This is a genomic window from Amycolatopsis echigonensis, from assembly GCF_002846615.1.
Lineage (GTDB): Bacteria > Actinomycetota > Actinomycetes > Mycobacteriales > Pseudonocardiaceae > Amycolatopsis > Amycolatopsis echigonensis.
Genome location: NZ_PJMY01000003.1, coordinates 6,409,137 through 6,425,055 on the forward strand (window position 1 = coordinate 6,409,137; position 15,919 = coordinate 6,425,055).

The 15,919-nt window shown below is 71.3% G+C and carries 11 protein-coding genes and 1 riboswitch; of the genes, 9 read left to right on the forward strand and 2 right to left on the reverse strand.

Annotated elements, in window-relative coordinates:
* Nucleotides 1-185: 185 nt before the first annotated feature.
* The 5 genes from ATK30_RS35385 to ATK30_RS35405 all read left to right on the forward strand — a co-directional run bounded on the left by ATK30_RS35385 (nt 186) and on the right by ATK30_RS35405 (nt 7,236).
* Nucleotides 186-1,577 carry an amino acid permease gene (locus tag ATK30_RS35385; RefSeq protein WP_101439120.1) on the forward strand — a complete coding sequence of 464 codons (1,392 nt, stop codon included), beginning with the start codon at nt 186-188 and terminating at the stop codon, nt 1,575-1,577.
* Between the two features lie 127 nt (nt 1,578-1,704).
* Nucleotides 1,705-3,306, forward strand: coding sequence for a penicillin-binding transpeptidase domain-containing protein (locus ATK30_RS35390; RefSeq protein ID WP_167442053.1), 1,602 nt, complete (start codon nt 1,705-1,707; stop codon nt 3,304-3,306).
* 48 nt (nt 3,307-3,354) lie between these two features.
* Nucleotides 3,355-4,050, forward strand: a complete 696-nt coding sequence (locus ATK30_RS35395) for an ArsR/SmtB family transcription factor (protein ID WP_101439121.1) — start codon at nt 3,355-3,357, stop codon at nt 4,048-4,050.
* 99 nt (nt 4,051-4,149) lie between these two features.
* Nucleotides 4,150-5,628 (forward strand): potassium/proton antiporter, encoded by a 1,479-nt coding sequence (locus tag ATK30_RS35400; RefSeq protein WP_101439122.1) that lies wholly within the window; start codon nt 4,150-4,152, stop codon nt 5,626-5,628.
* Between the two features lie 97 nt (nt 5,629-5,725).
* Nucleotides 5,726-5,840, forward strand: a riboswitch (SAM riboswitch).
* A gap of 40 nt (nt 5,841-5,880) precedes the next feature.
* Nucleotides 5,881-7,236, forward strand: coding sequence for an aminotransferase class V-fold PLP-dependent enzyme (locus ATK30_RS35405; protein WP_101439123.1), 1,356 nt, complete (start codon nt 5,881-5,883; stop codon nt 7,234-7,236).
* A gap of 125 nt (nt 7,237-7,361) precedes the next feature.
* Here ATK30_RS35405 and ATK30_RS35410 read toward each other — a convergent pair whose 3' ends face one another.
* Nucleotides 7,362-7,694 carry a hypothetical protein gene (locus ATK30_RS35410; protein WP_143271467.1) on the reverse strand — a complete coding sequence of 111 codons (333 nt, stop codon included), beginning with the start codon at nt 7,692-7,694 and terminating at the stop codon, nt 7,362-7,364.
* Between the two features lie 260 nt (nt 7,695-7,954).
* Between ATK30_RS35410 and lspA the strand changes: the two genes are divergently transcribed.
* Nucleotides 7,955-8,572 carry a signal peptidase II gene (gene lspA, locus ATK30_RS35415; RefSeq protein WP_101439125.1) on the forward strand — a complete coding sequence of 206 codons (618 nt, stop codon included), beginning with the start codon at nt 7,955-7,957 and terminating at the stop codon, nt 8,570-8,572.
* Entirely contained in the window at nt 8,569-9,495 is a 927-nt protein-coding gene (locus ATK30_RS35420; protein WP_101439126.1) for an RluA family pseudouridine synthase, read from the forward strand. Before lspA ends, ATK30_RS35420 begins: the two co-directional genes overlap by 4 nt.
* A gap of 53 nt (nt 9,496-9,548) precedes the next feature.
* Here the strand turns inward: ATK30_RS35420 and ATK30_RS35425 are convergent, their stop codons facing one another.
* A complete protein-coding gene (locus ATK30_RS35425; RefSeq protein ID WP_376772271.1) occupies nt 9,549-10,523 on the reverse strand; it encodes an AsnC family protein in 975 nt (324 codons plus the stop codon).
* An 859-nt stretch (nt 10,524-11,382) separates the two neighbouring features.
* Between ATK30_RS35425 and ATK30_RS35430 the strand changes: the two genes are divergently transcribed.
* Together ATK30_RS35430 and fahA are read left to right on the forward strand one after the other, a co-directional pair.
* Nucleotides 11,383-14,697, forward strand: a complete 3,315-nt coding sequence (locus tag ATK30_RS35430) for a DUF885 domain-containing protein (protein ID WP_101439127.1) — start codon at nt 11,383-11,385, stop codon at nt 14,695-14,697.
* Nucleotides 14,694-15,893, forward strand: coding sequence for a fumarylacetoacetase (fahA, locus tag ATK30_RS35435; protein WP_167442054.1), 1,200 nt, complete (start codon nt 14,694-14,696; stop codon nt 15,891-15,893). The genes ATK30_RS35430 and fahA overlap by 4 nt, the downstream gene beginning before the upstream one ends.
* Nucleotides 15,894-15,919: the final 26 nt, after the last annotated feature.

Sequence of the window (15,919 nt, forward strand, 5' to 3'; positions counted from 1 at the left end):
CAAGACTGTTTCCGCATAATTCCGTGGGCGCCCGAGCGAGATCCCGGGCCGCCCAGGCTGGTCGGGCGTCGTTTGACGAACTCGCCGGCCCGCGGAGGCGAACGTCTCCACCCGGCCGCCTGTCTGTGGGCCGCCCGGCCGACCGAGCTGCTCCGCCGCGGGAAGCGTCTGCTAGGGATTTCCCCATGACTTCAGAAGCCGCCGCCGAACCGGCCGTCGAGGGGCTCTCCGCCGGCTTGCGCCAGCGGCACCTCGCCATGCTCGCGATGGGCGGCGTGATCGGTTCGGGATTGTTCGTCAGCTCCGGCGTCGGGATCAAGCTCGCCGGGCCCGGCATCGTGCTGTCCTTCGTGCTCGCGGGCACGCTCGCGATGCTGGTCATGCGCATGATGGCGGAGATGGCCGCCGCGATCCCGTCCAGCGGGTCCTTTTCCGTGCACGCCGAGCGCGCTTTCGGGCCGTGGGCCGGGTTCGCGATCGGCTGGCTGTACTGGGCGGCGCTGGTCGTCGTGCTCGCCGTCGAGGCCACCGCGGCCGCCATCATCGTCAACGGCTGGCTGCCCGGCATTCCGCAGTGGGTGCTGGTCTTGCTCTTCATGGCCGTGCTGACCGCGGTCAATTTCACGGCGGTGTCCCGCTTCGGCGAACTCGAGTTCTGGCTGGCGCTGGTCAAGGTCGTCGCGGTCGTGGCCTTCCTGGTGCTCGGCGTGCTCGCGTTCCTCGGCGTGCTCCCGGGCACGTCCTTCGTCGGCACAGCCAATCTCCTCGGCCACGGCGGACTTCTGCCGCATGGATGGCAAGGCGTCGGCACCGGCTTGCTCGCGGTGGTCTTCACCTTCGGCGGCCTGGAAGTGGTGACCATCGCGGCCGCGGAATCCGACGATCCCGCGCACGCCGTCGGCAAGGCGGTCCGCAACGCGGTTGTGCGGATTTCGGTGTTCTACATCGGTTCCATGCTGGTCATCGTCTCGCTGCTGCCGTGGTCGAGTGTCCACACCGGACAGAGCCCGTTCGCCGCGGTGCTCGATCGGATCGGGATCCCGGCGACCGGGCAGATCATGAACGTGGTCGTGCTGTTCGCCTTGCTGTCCACTTTGAACACCAACATGTACGGCGCGGCCCGGATGGTGTACTCGCTGGCGCGGCGCGGCCACGCCCCTCGCGCACTGACCAAAGTGGACCGGAACGGCGTGCCGGTTTTCGCTGTCGCGGCTTCGGTGCTCTTCGGATTCGTCGCCGTGGCGCTCAACGCGCTCTGGCCGGACACCGTCTTCCAGTACCTGCTCAACGCGGTCGGCTCGGTGCTGCTGATCGTGTGGATCCTGGTCGCCTGCACTCAGCTGCGGGTGCGTCGGCAGGTGGAGCGCACCGCGCCGGACAGCCTCACCGTGCGCATGTGGGGCTTCCCGTATCTGACCTGGGCGACGCTCGCCGCGATGGTGGCGATCCTAGCGGTGATGGCGGGCGACGCCAGCGCGAGGACTCAGCTGATCAGCTCGGGCGTGCTCGTCGCGGTGCTGGTCGTGGCCGGGATCTGGTGGCAACGCGCGCGTCGTTCGGCCGAACAGGATGTATAACGGCCTATACGGCACGGCGTTGATCACGAATCTGTCGCGTTCCCCGAGGTAACGCCCGGTCCCGCGCAGCGATGGGCAAGCTGAGCCAGAGACGCGGGCGGACCGCGTGGGCGAGGGGGATGCGACGGTGAGTCCTGCCGGCAAGAAGGGCGTGCTGATCGGGGCCGCGCTGGCCGTGGTCGCGATCGTGGCGGCAGCGGTCGTGCTGCTGAGCGGAGGGGGATCGACAGCGGCCTCGCCGGATTCGGACACAGCGTCGACCGCCGAGGACTCGAACTACCCGCTGTCGGCGGCCCGCGAATACCTGCTCGCCTTCGGGGCCAAGGACGCCGACGCCGCCAGCAAGGCCACCGACGCACCGGCGGAGGCCTCTTCCGCGCTGCTGAACACGTGGGCGGCGCTCCGGCCCACGGAGCTGACCGCCAAGCTCGGCGAGGTCGGCCCGGCGCAGGGCGACAAGGCCACGGCGGCCTACAGCGTCACGTGGAACCTCGGCCCCGGCCACACCTGGACGTACTCCGGCACTCTCGGCCTGGTCCGGGCGCAGGGCACGTGGCGGGTCCACTGGGCGCCGACGGTGCTGCACCCCAAGCTCGAAGCGGGGCAGCGGCTGGCGATCGCGTCCTCGGACGTTCCGGCGGTGGTCGACCGCGACGGCAAACCGCTGGTGGTCTCGGCCGGCGGCGGGCTGAAGCCGGCTGACGACAAGGCGTTCCCGCTGCTCCGTTCGGCGCTCACCGGGCACGGGCAGGCGTCGGAGGCGTTCGCGGTCGAGCGCGTGGACAGTTCGGGCAAGAACCTCGAGACGCTGTTCGGCAAGGCCGAAAGCGACCACAAACCGGCCGCTACCGGGCTCAGCGTCGCGACCCAGAACGCCGCCCAGGCCGCGGTCGACGGGTACCGCGGCAAGGCCGTCCTCGTCGCGATCCAGCCGTCTTCCGGCGACTTGCTCGCGGTGGCGCAGAACAGCAGCGTGACCAATGCTTCGTCGGCGTTCAGCGGCCAGTACGCGCCGGGGTCGACGTTCAAGATCGTCACCGCGACCGCGGCGCTGGAAGCCGGGCTGGTCACGCCGGATTCCTCGGTGCCGTGCCCGCTGACCGACCGGATCGGCACCCGCACGCTCTCCAACGAAGGATTCGACCTCGGCACGACCACCGTGCACCAGGCGTTCGCGAAGTCCTGCAACACCACGTTCGGCCGGCTCGCGTCGCAGCTGCCCGCCGACGGGCTCGCGAAGGCGGCCACCCAGTTCGGCCTCAACGCCGATTTCTCGATCGAGGGCCTGTCCACCGAGATGGGCCGCGTCGACCCGGCGGCCAGCGCGGACGAGCAGGTCGAGGACGGCATCGGCCAGGGAAAGGTGCAGGTCAGCCCAATGGGAGCGGCGGTGATGGCGGCGACCGCGGCGTCCGGGCGCGCGGTCGTGCCGCGGCTGTGGGCGGACGGCACCAAGGTCAACACCGGCTACCAGCCGCCGTCGGCCTCGGTGCTGTCGGCGTTGCGCGGGATGATGCGCGAGGTCGTGACCGGCGGCACGGCGACCGGGCTGTCGCACTCGGGCTCGGTGTTCGGCAAAACCGGCACCGCGCAGTTCGGCGACGGCGCGGAGGCGCACGGCTGGTTCGTCGGCTACCGAGGCGACCTGGCGTTCGCGGTGTTCCTGGAAGGGGCCAACGACTCCAAACCGGCTGTCTCGCTGGGCGCGAAGTTCCTCGACGCGCTGTAGCGCCTCGTTTCGGCCGCCGCCGAAGCGTCCCCGCTCTACCGTGGGGTCATGGAAACCGTCGCACTGGCCGAAGTCGCCGCGGTGCTCGCCGATCCGAGCCGCGCGACCATGTGCCTCGCCCTGCTCGACGGGCGCGCCTGGACCGTCGGCGAACTGGCCGCCGCGGCGCGGATCGCGGTGTCGACGGCCAGCGAGCACGTGACGCGACTGGCCGAGGCCGGGTTCGTCGCCCGGGTGAAGCAGGGACGGCACGCTTACGTGCGGCTCGCGAATCCGCGGGTCGCGGAGCTGATCGAGCATCTGGCGCAGCATGCCGAGCTGAAAACGCCGTCCGGGCTCCGGACTTCGTTGCGGGCGCGGCGATTGTCGTTCGCGCGCAGTTGCTACGACCATCTGGCCGGGACGCTCGGGGTCGCCCTGCGGGACGGAATGGCCGACCGCGGGCTGATCGACGTGTCCGACGGGCTCGCGCTCACCGGCACCGGACGCGACGTGCTGGCCGATCTCGGCGTCGCGGTGCCGGATCGGCCGCGGCGGCCGTTGCTCCGCGACTGTCTGGATTGGACAGAGCGGCGCGAGCACCTGGCCGGCGCGGTCCCGGCGGCTGTGCTGGAGCGGGCGCTCGAAGCGGGATGGCTGACCCGGGACGAGCACCGCGCGGTCCGGGTGCTGCCGGGCGCGAGGGGTCCGTTCGCGGCGTTGGGTGTCGATCTCGCGACGGTGAGTGCCGCGAAGGCGTCGTAACACACCTGCGTGGTCCCCCGGACCGGTGGTGCGCGCAGGGGAACCGGGCACTGCCTCACTATTCTGGACGCCTGCGGGCGACCGGGAGGGAGGCGGAGGGTGGACGAGCTTCCCGTGCTGCTGGGCGTCGGAGCGCTGGTTCTGGTCGTCTCGGTCGTCGCGGTGCGGGTGTCCATCCGGCTCGGATTCCCGTCGCTGCTGCTGTATCTCGGGATCGGCGTCGTCCTCGGCGAAGCCGGGTTCGGCATCCGCTTCGACAATCCGGCGCTCACCCAGGCCCTCGGGCTCGCCGCGCTCGTCCTGATCCTCACCGAGGGCGGGCTCACCACGCGCTGGTCCGCGGTGAAACCCTCGCTGGGGCCCGGAATCCTGCTGTCCACAGTGGCCGTGGTGATCAGCATCGCGGTCACCGGCGCGGCCCTGCACTGGCTGCTCGGCCTCGACTGGCGGCTCGCGCTGCTGTGGGGCGCGGTCCTGGCGTCCACCGACGCCGCGGCGGTGTTCTCCGTCCTGCGCACGGCCGGGGTCGGCAAACGGCTCGTCGGCGCGCTGGAACTGGAATCCGGCATCAACGACGCGCCCGCCTACATCGCGGTCGTCGTGCTCGCGTCCGGCGAGGCGGTCGACTGGTCGCTGCCGCTGCTGGTGGTCTACGAACTGCTGACCGGTCTCGCGCTCGGCCTCGCGTTCGGCTGGCTGGGCGCGCAGGCACTCCGCCGGGCCGCGCTCCCGGCGACCGGTCTGTACCCGCTCGCCACGGTCGCGGTGTGCGTTCTCGCGTACTCCTCGGGACAGCTGGCGCACGCTTCCGGCCTGCTGGCCACCTATGTCGCCGGTCTGGTGCTGGGGAACTCCCAGCTGCCGCACCGGTCGGACACCCTGTCGTTCGCCGAAGGGCTCGGCTGGCTCGCGCAGATCGGGCTGTTCGTGCTGCTCGGCCTCTTCGCGTCGCCGACCCGGTTGCTCGAAGCGCTCATCCCGGGTCTGGTCGCGGGCGCGGTGGTGCTGCTGCTCGCCCGTCCGCTCTCGGTGGTCCTGTCGCTGCTGCCGTTCCGGTTGCCCTGGCGAGAGCAGACGTTCCTGTCCTGGGCCGGGTTGCGCGGTGCGGTGCCGATCGTGCTCGCGATGATCCCGCTGTCCGAAGGCGTGCCCGGTGCGCAGCGGCTCGTGGACGCCGTTTTCGTGCTCGTCATCGTGCTCACCGTGCTGCAGGGGGCGACGCTCAGCCCGCTCGCGCGGATCCTCGGGCTGACGAAGGCGGCGCAGGCGCACGAGATCGAGGTCGACTCTGCGCCGCTCGACGAACTCGGCGCGGAACTGCTGCAGGTGCGCATCCAGGAGGGGTCGAAGCTGCACGGCGTGTACCTCTCGGAACTGCGCCTGCCCGCCGGGGCGACGGTCAGCCTCGTGGTCCGCGGCGGGACGGGCTTCACGCCGCAGAAAACCAGCCGCTTGCAGGTCGAGGACCAGCTTCTGGTGGTCACGACCGCCACCGACCGCGATGCGACCGAACGGCGCATCCGAGCCGTCGACCGGGCCGGCCGTCTGGCGCGGTGGCACGGCGAATCCGGAGCCTGACCTGTTCTGTCCTTTGTGGACAATTCTGGTGACTGCCGTCTCAGATCACGAGACGGGGCTGGTTTCGGCCGCCGGGTTTCCGCTATCGTCGGCTCCAGGTCATGAGTGCCAGCGCGAAGCCCCGGCTTGCTGGCCGGCAACCCTCCTACCGCGGTGGGGTGCCCCGGGTGAGGACCAGGCCGGTCGCGCAGTGCGACGGGCAAGCGCGGGCCCCTCGCCGGGGGTCCCCCGGAACGCCGAGGAGGCACCGTCATGACTCTCGCACTCGACCGGTCCACGGGCACTGTCGCCACTGTTTCTGCTGGTCCCGCGGTTCCCGCCGTTCCCGCTGTCGCTGGTGCGACGCTGCGGGTGCCGCTGGTGACGGGCGGCGACATCGGCTACGCCAACCTCGACCACGCGGCGAGCGCGCCCTGTCTGGACGCCGTGCGTTCGGCGGTCGACGAGTTTCTTCCGTGGTACGCCAGCGTGCATCGCGGTGCGGGCTTCGCTTCGCAGGTCTCGACGCGCTTGTACGAGCGGACCCGGGATGTGCTGCGTCGTTTCGTGGACGCTCGTAACGGCGACTCGGTGATCTTCACCCGCAACACCACTGACGCGTTCAATCTGCTGGCGAAGGCGTTGCCGCGCAAGACTTCTGTCGTTGTGTTCGACAGCGAGCACCATGCCGCGCTGCTCCCGTGGCGCGGGCCGAATGTGCGGCGCGTGCAGTTGCCGCGGACTCGGCTCGCCGCGGTGTCCGTTGTGGACGAAGCGCTTGCCGAATGCCCGCAGGGGCCCCGGTTGGTGGTCGTTGCCGGGGCGTCCAATGTGACTGGCGAGCTGCTGCCGGTGGCGGAGATCGCCGCGGTGGCTCGGAAACACGGCGCCCGGGTGGCGCTGGACGCTGCTCAGCTCGCTCCGCATCGGCGGATTTCGTTGCGGGAGCTGGACGTTGACTACGTCGCGCTGTCCGGGCACAAGCTGTACGCGCCGTTTGGCGCCGGGGCGCTGATCGGTCGCAGCGACTGGTTGCGCGCCGCCGAGCCGTATCTGGCAGGCGGTGGCGCCACGAAGCTGGTGACCGAGGAAGCCGTGGTGTGGAACAGCGGCGAAGAGCGGCACGAGGCGGGGTCGCCGAACACCGTTGGCGTGTATGCGCTCGGGGTGGCCTGCGAGCAGTTGGCGGCTCACTGGAACGCCGTGGGTTCGCACGAGGCCGCGTTGCTGGAGCGGTTGCGCAAGGGGCTCGCTAGCCTGCCCGGGTGCGCTGAGCTGCGGTTCTTCGACGCGCCGGTGGACCGGGTCGGCACGGTGAGCTTCGTGGTCGACGGGTTCGAACCGGGCTGGCTGGCGGCGGTGCTGTCGGCCGAGTACGGGATCGGGGTCCGCGACGGCGCGTTCTGCGCCCACGTGGCCGCCCGGCGGTTGATCCGAGAGGCCGGAAGCGAAGGCCAGCAGGCGGTTCGGGTGAGCCTCGGGCTGGGCAGCACCGAGGAACACGTGGACCGGCTGCTGCTGGCCCTGCGGCAGATCGTCGCCCGGGGAGCCCGGTGGGAATACACAAAGGCCGACGGCCGGTGGGCACCGGTGGGGGACCCGCGGGAGCTGCCGGGGTTTTGCGCTTGATGATGCGGCTTTGTTGACGATGCGTGGTCTTGGAGGACCGGCGGGGCAGGATTGTTGACCACAACGCGGGATCGCGCCGACGTTTGGGGTGAGCGGCGTGACAGGCCGAAGGCCCCTCGCGCCGCTCACCCCAAACGTCGGCTTAACGGCGATCCCGCACGCGGCGGCGGAGCCGACGCCATCAAACTCTGGCCCCAGCCCTGGCCCCACTCTTCGTTTAGGAGCCAGATTTGGGCCAGCGGCAGGCTCATGGCGCTGTCGGCGTAGCCGGTGCGGACGATAACGGTGTGCACGGCGGCCAGGAGGTTGCGTTCCGTGAGGTGGCCGTTGAGGAGCATTCGCGCCAGGTGGGTGAAGGCCGCGTCGGCCGCGTCTGTCGCGGTGGGGATCGGGGTGCGGCAGTCGGCCAGGGCCGCTCGCTGCACGTCGTGGATTTCCCGGGCACCGGTGGGGGACACTCGCGAGCTGCCGGGGTTTTGCGCTTGATGATGCGGCTTTGTTGACGATGCGCGGTCTCGGAGGGCCAGCGCGGCAGAATTGTTGACCACAACGCGGGATCGCGCCGACGTTTGGGGTGAGCGGCGTGACAGGCCGAAGGCCCCTCGCGCCGCTCACCCCAAACGTCGGCTTAAGGGCGATCCCGCACGCGGCGGCGGAGCCGACGCCATCAAACACTGCCGCTGTGACCTGCTCGGGCGCGGGTGTGGACAATGGGGGTGTGAGCACCGATCCTTCGCCGTCCGAATCCGAGGTCGAGCCGTCTGCGGAACCGCCTGAGCGGGGGGCCGTCGAGGAGGGCGCGGCCGAAGCTCCGCTGCCCAAGCGGCGGGTCTGGGTGGTGTTCGCGGTCGCGGCGCTGCTGTGGGCGATCGACCTGCTCACGAAGAACCTCGCGGTCGCCAACCTCGAGGGCAAGGAGCCCAAGCCGATCCTCGGCGGGCTGATCTACCTGCAGGTCACCCGCAACCCGGGTGCCGCGTTCTCGATGGCGACCGGCATGACGTGGGTGCTCGCGCTGGTCGCGATCGGCGTCGTGGTCGCGATCGTGTGGATCTCGCGCAGGCTGCGCTCGGTCGGCTGGGCGATCGGCCTCGGCCTCGTGCTCGCCGGCGCGCTCGGCAACCTGACCGACCGGTTCTTCCGCGAGCCCGGACCGCTGCGCGGGCACGTCGTCGACTTCATCTCCGCGTTCGTGCCCAACGGGCAGGGCTTCGCAATCTTCAACATCGCCGACTCCGCGATCTGCGTCGGCGGCGCGCTCATCGTGCTGCTGTCCCTGCTCGGCAAGGACTACGACGGCACCTCCACCCGCGGCAAGAAAAAGGAATCCGAGTGAGCGCGCGCATGCTGCCCGTCCCGGACGGGCTCGACGGGATGCGCGTCGACGCCGGACTGGCCAAACTGCTCGGCCTGTCCCGCACCGCCGTCGCGGACCTCGCCGCCGCGGGCGACGTGCTCCTCGACGGCCGTCCGGCGGGCAAATCGGACCGGCTGTCCGCGGGCGGGCTGCTCGAGGTGACGCTGCCGGAACCGGAACGTCCGGCGGAAATCGTCGCGGAGCCGGTCGAAGGCATGAAGATCCTGCACGATGACGACGACATCGTGGTGATTTCGAAACCGGTCGGCGTCGCCGTGCACCCCAGCCCGGGCTGGACCGGACCGACGGTCGTCGGCGGCCTCGCCGCGGCCGGGCTGCGCATTTCGACGTCCGGCGCGGCCGAACGCCAGGGCGTCGTGCACCGGCTCGACGCGGGCACCACCGGCGTGATGGTGGTGGCGAAGAGCGAGCACGCGTACACCGTGCTGAAGCGGGCGTTCAAGGAGCGGACCGTCGAGAAGGGCTACCACGCCGTCGTGCAGGGCCATCCCGACCCGACGCGCGGCACCATCGACGCCCCGATCGACCGCCATCCGCGGCACGACTACAAGTTCGCGGTCGTCGCGGGCGGACGGCCGAGCGTGACGCACTACGAGGTGGTCGAGGCTTTCCGGGCGGCTTCGCTGGCGCACGTGAAGCTGGAAACCGGGCGAACCCATCAGATCCGGGTGCACTTCTCCGCGCTGCGGCATCCGTGCGCGGGCGACTTGACCTACGGAGCGGACCCGGTCCTGGCGCGGAAACTCGGCCTGACGCGGCAGTGGCTGCACGCGCGGACGCTCGGTTTCGCGCATCCGGCGGACGGCCGGTGGGTCGAGTTCGAAGCGGAGTATCCGGACGACCTGGCGGGTGCGCTGGAAATCCTGCGGGACGGGAACTAGCGCCTCGTGAGTGCCTATGCCGGTTCTAACCGGCATAAACACTCACGAGTCGGCTAGTCGACGGCCCAGGTCAAGGTGCGCTCGTCCGGCTCGGGTCGCGGGCTCCAGCGCACCGCGACCACCCGGGTCGCGGTGGGAAGGACGTAAACGGTGTGCCCGCCGAGCGTTTCGCCCGGCTGCACGCCGATCTTGTGCGGCGGCCGGGACGTCAGCGAAACCGGGGCTTTCGCGATGGTCTCGCCGCTGTCGGTGACGAGTTCGAGGTAGTTGTCGGGCAGCGACGCGAACGGGATCGGCCCGCGATTGGTGATCTCGGTGTGCACGACGACCGCGCGTTCGCCCTCCTCGAGCCGGTAACCGGCCGCGCCGAAGAGGAAGTCGGCGGGATCCTGGACTTCCAGCAGCTGCACCGAAAGCTGTTCCCCTTCGAGCCCCTGGGACTGCATCGTCTCGCCGATCCGCCCCTGCTTGGCAGGCGCGGCAGCGGGCCGGGGTTCGTCGCCGCGCGCCCACGAAGCGGTCTGCGGGACGCCCCACGTGCTGATGGCGGGATCCGGAGCCGGGTACGGCCCGGACGGTCCATTGTGGACATTCGCGGCGGCGGGTGCCTGGTGCGGCATCCCGGTCTGTCCGGGGGAGTACGCACCGGAGACCGCGGGGTTCCCGTTCGGGCCGGGGGGATAGGCACCCGAAATCCCGGCCGGTCCGGATGCGTACGCGCCGGACATCCCCGGACCGGCGGCGGGAATACCGTAGGGGGCAGAGGGTCCGGGCCCGCCCGGTCCGGTGGCCGGAATCCCGGTCTGCGCGGGCGGGTACGCGCCGGAAGTCCCCGGCCCAGGCATGCCGTGCTGCCCCGGGCCCGCGGGGAGCCCGGTCTGTCCAGGCGGATACGCGCCGGAGGTTCCGGGTCCGGGCATGCCGTGCTGCCCAGGCGGGTGCGGTCCGGAGTGCCCCGGCATCCCGGCCGATTCGGGGCCGGGGATCCCGGACTGTCCGGGCGAATGCGGACCGGACGTGCCGGGCATCCCGGAGCCGGGTGCGCCGGACATTCCGCCCGGCATTCCGGGAGCCTGTGCTCCACCCCGGACGGGCACTCCGGCCGAAGCCGGGCCGTTCGGCGCCGACCCCGAGGTTGAGCCTGGGCCAGCGGGCATCGATCCCGGTGGCCCCGACGGCATCGCCCCGGGCATCCCGCCCGGATTCTGCCCGCCCGCCGCGGGGAACGGCACTGATCCGGGCCCGCCCGGATACCCGCTCCCCGGAGCCTGCGGACGCTGCCACGAAGCCGGAGTCCCGGAAATCGCCGCGCGAAGACCATGGGGGTCGCTTTCGACCCCGACCAGCAGCGGCAACCCGCTCCCGGACAACGCGACCAGCCGGTACGCGACCTCCCGCGGGTCCATCCCGACCTTCGCCGCGAGCTCGTGCACAGCCCCCTTGCCCAGCTCGGCGAGCGCGGCGAGCAGGCGGATGTCGGCGGGATCGGTCACGGCCACTCCCGCAACGCTACCGCCTTGCCCGCCCGTCCCGGCCGCACCACCGCACCCGGCGTGCCCCGCGCCGTCGCGACGTCAGGGAAACACCGGTGGCCAGCCGGTGTCGGGAAGATTTTTCAGCCCCAGCCAGCGCGTCTCGCGCCACCCACGCCTCGCTTTACCGCGGCGAAACCCAAGGAAGACCGCCGCAGCCAGCAGATGGGTCGCCGGTACTCGCCGGGCCGAACGCCGCGCCGGCACCGGACGCCGAGGCACCGGCAAGTTCCGCCCCACGGCACGCCGGTACGCCTGCCGAGGGACCGGCCGCCCCGGGCACGGGCGTCGGCACCCCCGTCTCGATTAGGGTCGGCATCAGCACCGTCTCCACCTACCCCGGGGGTCCACGCCGATGACCGTCGTTTCCGATCTCGCCGACGAACTCGTCGAGGTTTCGTTCGACCACGAGCCGCTCGACGCCGCCATTCTCGGCATCCGGCCGGACGCGCCGGGCCTCGGCGATCCGTCGGCCGCGGCGGAGGCGGCGTTCCGCGAGAAGCTGGTCGCGCTCAAGGAGCGTGCCGAGGCGGTCGACCCGGCCGGGCTCGACGCGGTCGACCGCGTCACCCGCGATGTCGTGCTCAGCTCCGTCGACGGCCACCTCGACCGGATCGACAGCCGGGTCGTCGATTTCACCGTCACCGACCTGTTCGTCGGACCCGCCTCCGGGCTGCTGTCCGCGCTCCCGATGGTCACGGTCACCGCGGAAACCGCGGAGGTGCATCTCGGCAGGCTCAGCGAGATCCCCGAGTACCTCCGTGTCGTCGCGCAACGGCACCGCGACGGCATCGCCGCCGGGCTCCTGCCGATCGAACGCCTGGTCAAGGCCGCGATCGCGCACCTCGACCGCTACCTGGCCGAGCCCGAGAACGACCCGCTGCTGCGCCAGCCCGCCCCGGATGACGACTTCGCCGCCCGTCGCGAGCAGATCCTCCGCGACATCGTCCGGCCCGGTTTCCGCGAGTACCGCGACTTCCTCGAGGCCGAAGTCCTCCCGCACGGCCGCCCGGACGACAAGGCCGGCGTCTCCTGGCTCCCCGGCGGCGGCGAGATCTACGCCCGCCTCGCCCGCGCCCACACCACCAGCGACCGGACCCCGCAGGAACTGCACGACACCGGCCTCGCGGTGATCGCCGGCCAGGTCGAGCAGTACCAGGCCCTCGGCGAGCGCGTGTTCGGCACGCGCGAGCTGCCGGAGATCTTCGAGCGGCTGCGCACCGACCCGAAGCTCCGCTGGACGAGCGCCGAGGACCTCCTCGAGACCGCCCGCACGGCCATCTCCCGCGCCGCGGCCGAGGCGCCGAACTGGTTCGGCCGCATCCCGCAGCATCCGTGGACCGTCGAGGCGGTGCCGGAGGATTCCGCGCCCGGCGCGCCCCCGGCGTACTACATGCCGCCCGCCGCGGACGGGTCCCGGCCGGGCGTCTACTTCGCGAACACCTACCAGGCCACCGAGCGGTTCCGGCACACCGCCGAGGTCATCGCGTTCCACGAGGCGATCCCGGGCCACCACTTCCAGCTCAGCGCCGCGCTCGACCTCGCCGACCTGCCGCTGCTGCGCCGCGTCGGCAACTTCACCGCGTACGCCGAGGGCTGGGGCCTCTACACCGAGCGCCTCGCCGACGAGATGGGCCTGTACTCCGACGACGTGTCGCTGCTCGGCATGCTGACGATGGAGTCGATGCGGGCCGGACGGCTGGTCGTCGACACCGGCCTGCACGCGCTGGGCTGGAGCCGGCAGCAGGCGGTCGACTACCTGCTGGAGCACACGCCGATGGCGCGGGTCGAAATCGAGTCCGAGGTGGACCGGTACCTCGGCTACCCCGGGCAGGCGCTGGCATACCTGGTGGGGCGGCTGGAGATCGAGCGGCTGCGCAAGCAGGCCGAACAGCGGCTCGGCAGCCGCTTCGACATCAAGGCGTTCCACGACACGGTCCTCTCCGGCGGCTCCCTGCCGTTGTCGGTGCTGGACGCCGTGGTCACCGAGTGGGTCGCCGGCCACGGCGACACCGTCGCCGGCTTGGCGGACGAGCTCGTCGAACTGGACTTCGAGCGGGAACCGCTGGAGCGCACCGTCCTCGGCCTCCCCGGCGACCACACCAAACTCGCCGACCCGAGTCTCGCCGCCGCGGAGCGCGACCGGGCCCGGTACGCCGCGATCGCCGAGCGTGCCGACGCGATCGACCCGACCGGGCTGACCGCGTCCGAGGTCATCACCCGCGAAGTGGTGCGCACGCACGCCCGCGGCGCGATCGACACGATCGACTCGCGGCTGTCCGGCTTCGCGGTGAGCGACGGGTTCAGCTCGCCCGCCCTGAACCTGCTGACCATCCTTCCCGCGCTGACCCCGGACGACGCGGACAAGGCCCGTGACTACCTCGCGCGGCTGGCGGCGATCGGCGGCTATCTCGACGCGGTGGTCGAGGCGCAGCGGACGACCGTCGCGGACGGATTCGCGCCGCCGGACTTCCTGGTGCGCATCGGGATCCAGTACGTCGAGCGGTACCTCGCGAACGAGGAGGGCGACCCGTTCCGCGTCACGCCGGCGGTGGAGGTCGAGGGCTTCGCCGCGGAGCGCGACCGGCTGCTCGCCGAGGTCGTGCGGCCCGCGTACCGGCGCTACCGAAACTTCCTCGCCGAGGAGGTGCTGCCGGTCGCGAAGACGGACAGCCAGCCGGGCATCAGCCACCTGCCGGGCGGGCTGGAGAAGTACCAGGGCCTGATCCGCGCGCATACCACCACCGACCGCACCGCGCAGGAGCTGCACGACACCGGGCTGCGGATGGGCGAAAAACTCGCCGAGGAGTACCGCGAACTGGGCTCCCGCGTGTTCGGCACCGGAGATCTGCGGGAGATCTTCGACCGCCTCCGCAACGACCCGGAGCTGCGCTGGCGCGACGGCGAGGAACTGCTGGAAGGCGCTCGCACGGCCATCGCCCGGGCGGAAACCGTCGCCCCGCACTGGTTTTCGCGGGTGCCGGACGCGAAGTGCGCGGTCGAGCCGGTGCCGGAGGCGGACGCGGCGAGCGGCACCATCGCCTACTACCTGCAGGCCGCGTTCGACGGTTCCCGGCCCGGCACGTACTACGCGAACACCTACGAGGCGAGTTCGCGGCCGCGGTTCACCAGCGAGGCGATCGCGTTCCACGAAGCCGTTCCGGGACACCACTTCCAGCTCACGTTCGCGCAGGAACTCGCCGATCTGCCGCAGCTGCGCCGGATCGCGCCGTTCAACGCCTACATCGAAGGCTGGGGCCTGTACGCGGAGCGCCTCGCCGACGAGATGGGCCTGTACTCCGACGACGTCGCCCGGTTCGGCATGCTCGTCCAGGACTCGATGCGGGCGGGACGGCTCGTGGTCGACACCGGGCTGCACGCGCTGGGGTGGACCCGCCAGCAGGCGGTCGACTACCTGGTCGAGCACACGCCGATGGCGAAGATGGAGATCGAGGCGGAGATCGACCGGTACGTCGCGAATCCGGGCCAGGCGCTGAGCTACCTGGTGGGGCGGCTGGAAATCCAGCGCGTTCGCGCCGAGGCGGAACAGGCGCTGGGCGACCGGTTCGACATCCGCGCGTTCCACGACGTCGTGCTGGGCAACGGAATTCTCCCGCTGTCCGCATTGGACACCGTGGTCGGCGCGTGGATCGCGGAGGCGTCCGCGTGACCTGGCTCGACCTTCCGGAGGACACCCTCTTCGGCCTCGACAACCTGCCCTGCGGCGTCTTCTCGCACGGCGAGCGGACCCGCCGGGCCGGTGTCGCGGTCGGGGACCAGGTGCTCGACCTGACCGCGGCGGCCGAGGGGGAGTCCTTCGGCCGCCTGCTCGGCGCGGGTGTGCTGAACCCGTTGCTCGCCGCGGGCCCGGACACCTGGGCCGAGGTGCGGGCGACGGTCCGCGAATGGCTCGCCGAACCGCGGCACGCCGACCGGATCCGGCCACATCTGGTGCCCCGCAAGGACATCACTAGCCATCTTCCGGTGGAGGTCGCGGACTACGTCGACTTCTACTCCAGCGAACAGCACGCGATCAACGCCAGCCGGATCTTCACCGGCGGGGACGATCTGGTGCCGGTGAACTGGAAACACCTGCCGATCGGCTACCACGGCCGGGCCGGCACGGTCGTCGCGTCCGGCACTCCCGTGGTTCGTCCGGCGGGGCAACGGAAACAGCGCCGCGCGACGGAACCGTCGTTCGGGGCGGCCAAGCGGCTCGACTTCGAGGCCGAGGTCGGTTTCGTCGTCGGCGCTCCGTCCGAACTGGGCAAGCAGGTGCCGATCGACGAGTTCCCGCGCCACGTCTTCGGCGTCTGCCTGGTCAACGACTGGTCGGCGCGCGACCTGCAGGGCTGGGAATCGCAGCCGCTCGGCCCGTTCCTCGGCAAATCGTTCGCCACGTCGATGTCGCCCTGGCTCGTCCCGCTCGCCGCGCTGGAGCACGCTCGCGTGCCGCAGCCCGTGCAGGACCCGGAGCCGTTCGAGTACTTGCGCTCGGCCGAATCGTGGAGCCTGGACTTGGCGCTGGAGATCCGGATCAACGGCCATCTCGTGTCCAGCCCGCCGTTCGCGACGCAGTACTGGACAGGCGCGCAGCAGCTCGCGCACCTCACTGTGAACGGTGCGAGCCTGCGTACCGGCGACCTGTACGCGTCCGGCACGGTGACCGGTCCGGCGAAGTACCAGCGCGGTTCGCTGCTGGAGCTGAGCTGGGGCGGTCGCGAACCGCTCGCGGTTGGCGAAGAGACCAGGGCGTTCCTGGAGGACGGCGACGAGGTCGTCATCAGCGCCTCCGCGCCAGGTCCGGGCGGTACCCGGATCGGGTTCGGCGAGGTGCGCGGCACGGTGGCGCCCGCTGTGGTGTGACCCACGCCGTAGCGTGGTCACCCGAG

Coding starts and splice junctions, on each gene's coding strand:
- ATK30_RS35405 (WP_101439123.1), top strand. CDS start 5,881: ATGACTCTCGCACTCGACCGGTCCACGGGCACTGTCGCCACTGTTTCT.
- ATK30_RS35395 (WP_101439121.1), top strand. CDS start 3,355: ATGGAAACCGTCGCACTGGCCGAAGTCGCCGCGGTGCTCGCCGATCCG.
- ATK30_RS35385 (WP_101439120.1), top strand. CDS start 186: ATGACTTCAGAAGCCGCCGCCGAACCGGCCGTCGAGGGGCTCTCCGCC.
- ATK30_RS35425 (WP_376772271.1), bottom strand. CDS start 10,523: ATGCCCGGCACGTCCGGTCCGCATTCGCCCGGACAGTCCGGGATCCCC.
- ATK30_RS35430 (WP_101439127.1), top strand. CDS start 11,383: ATGACCGTCGTTTCCGATCTCGCCGACGAACTCGTCGAGGTTTCGTTC.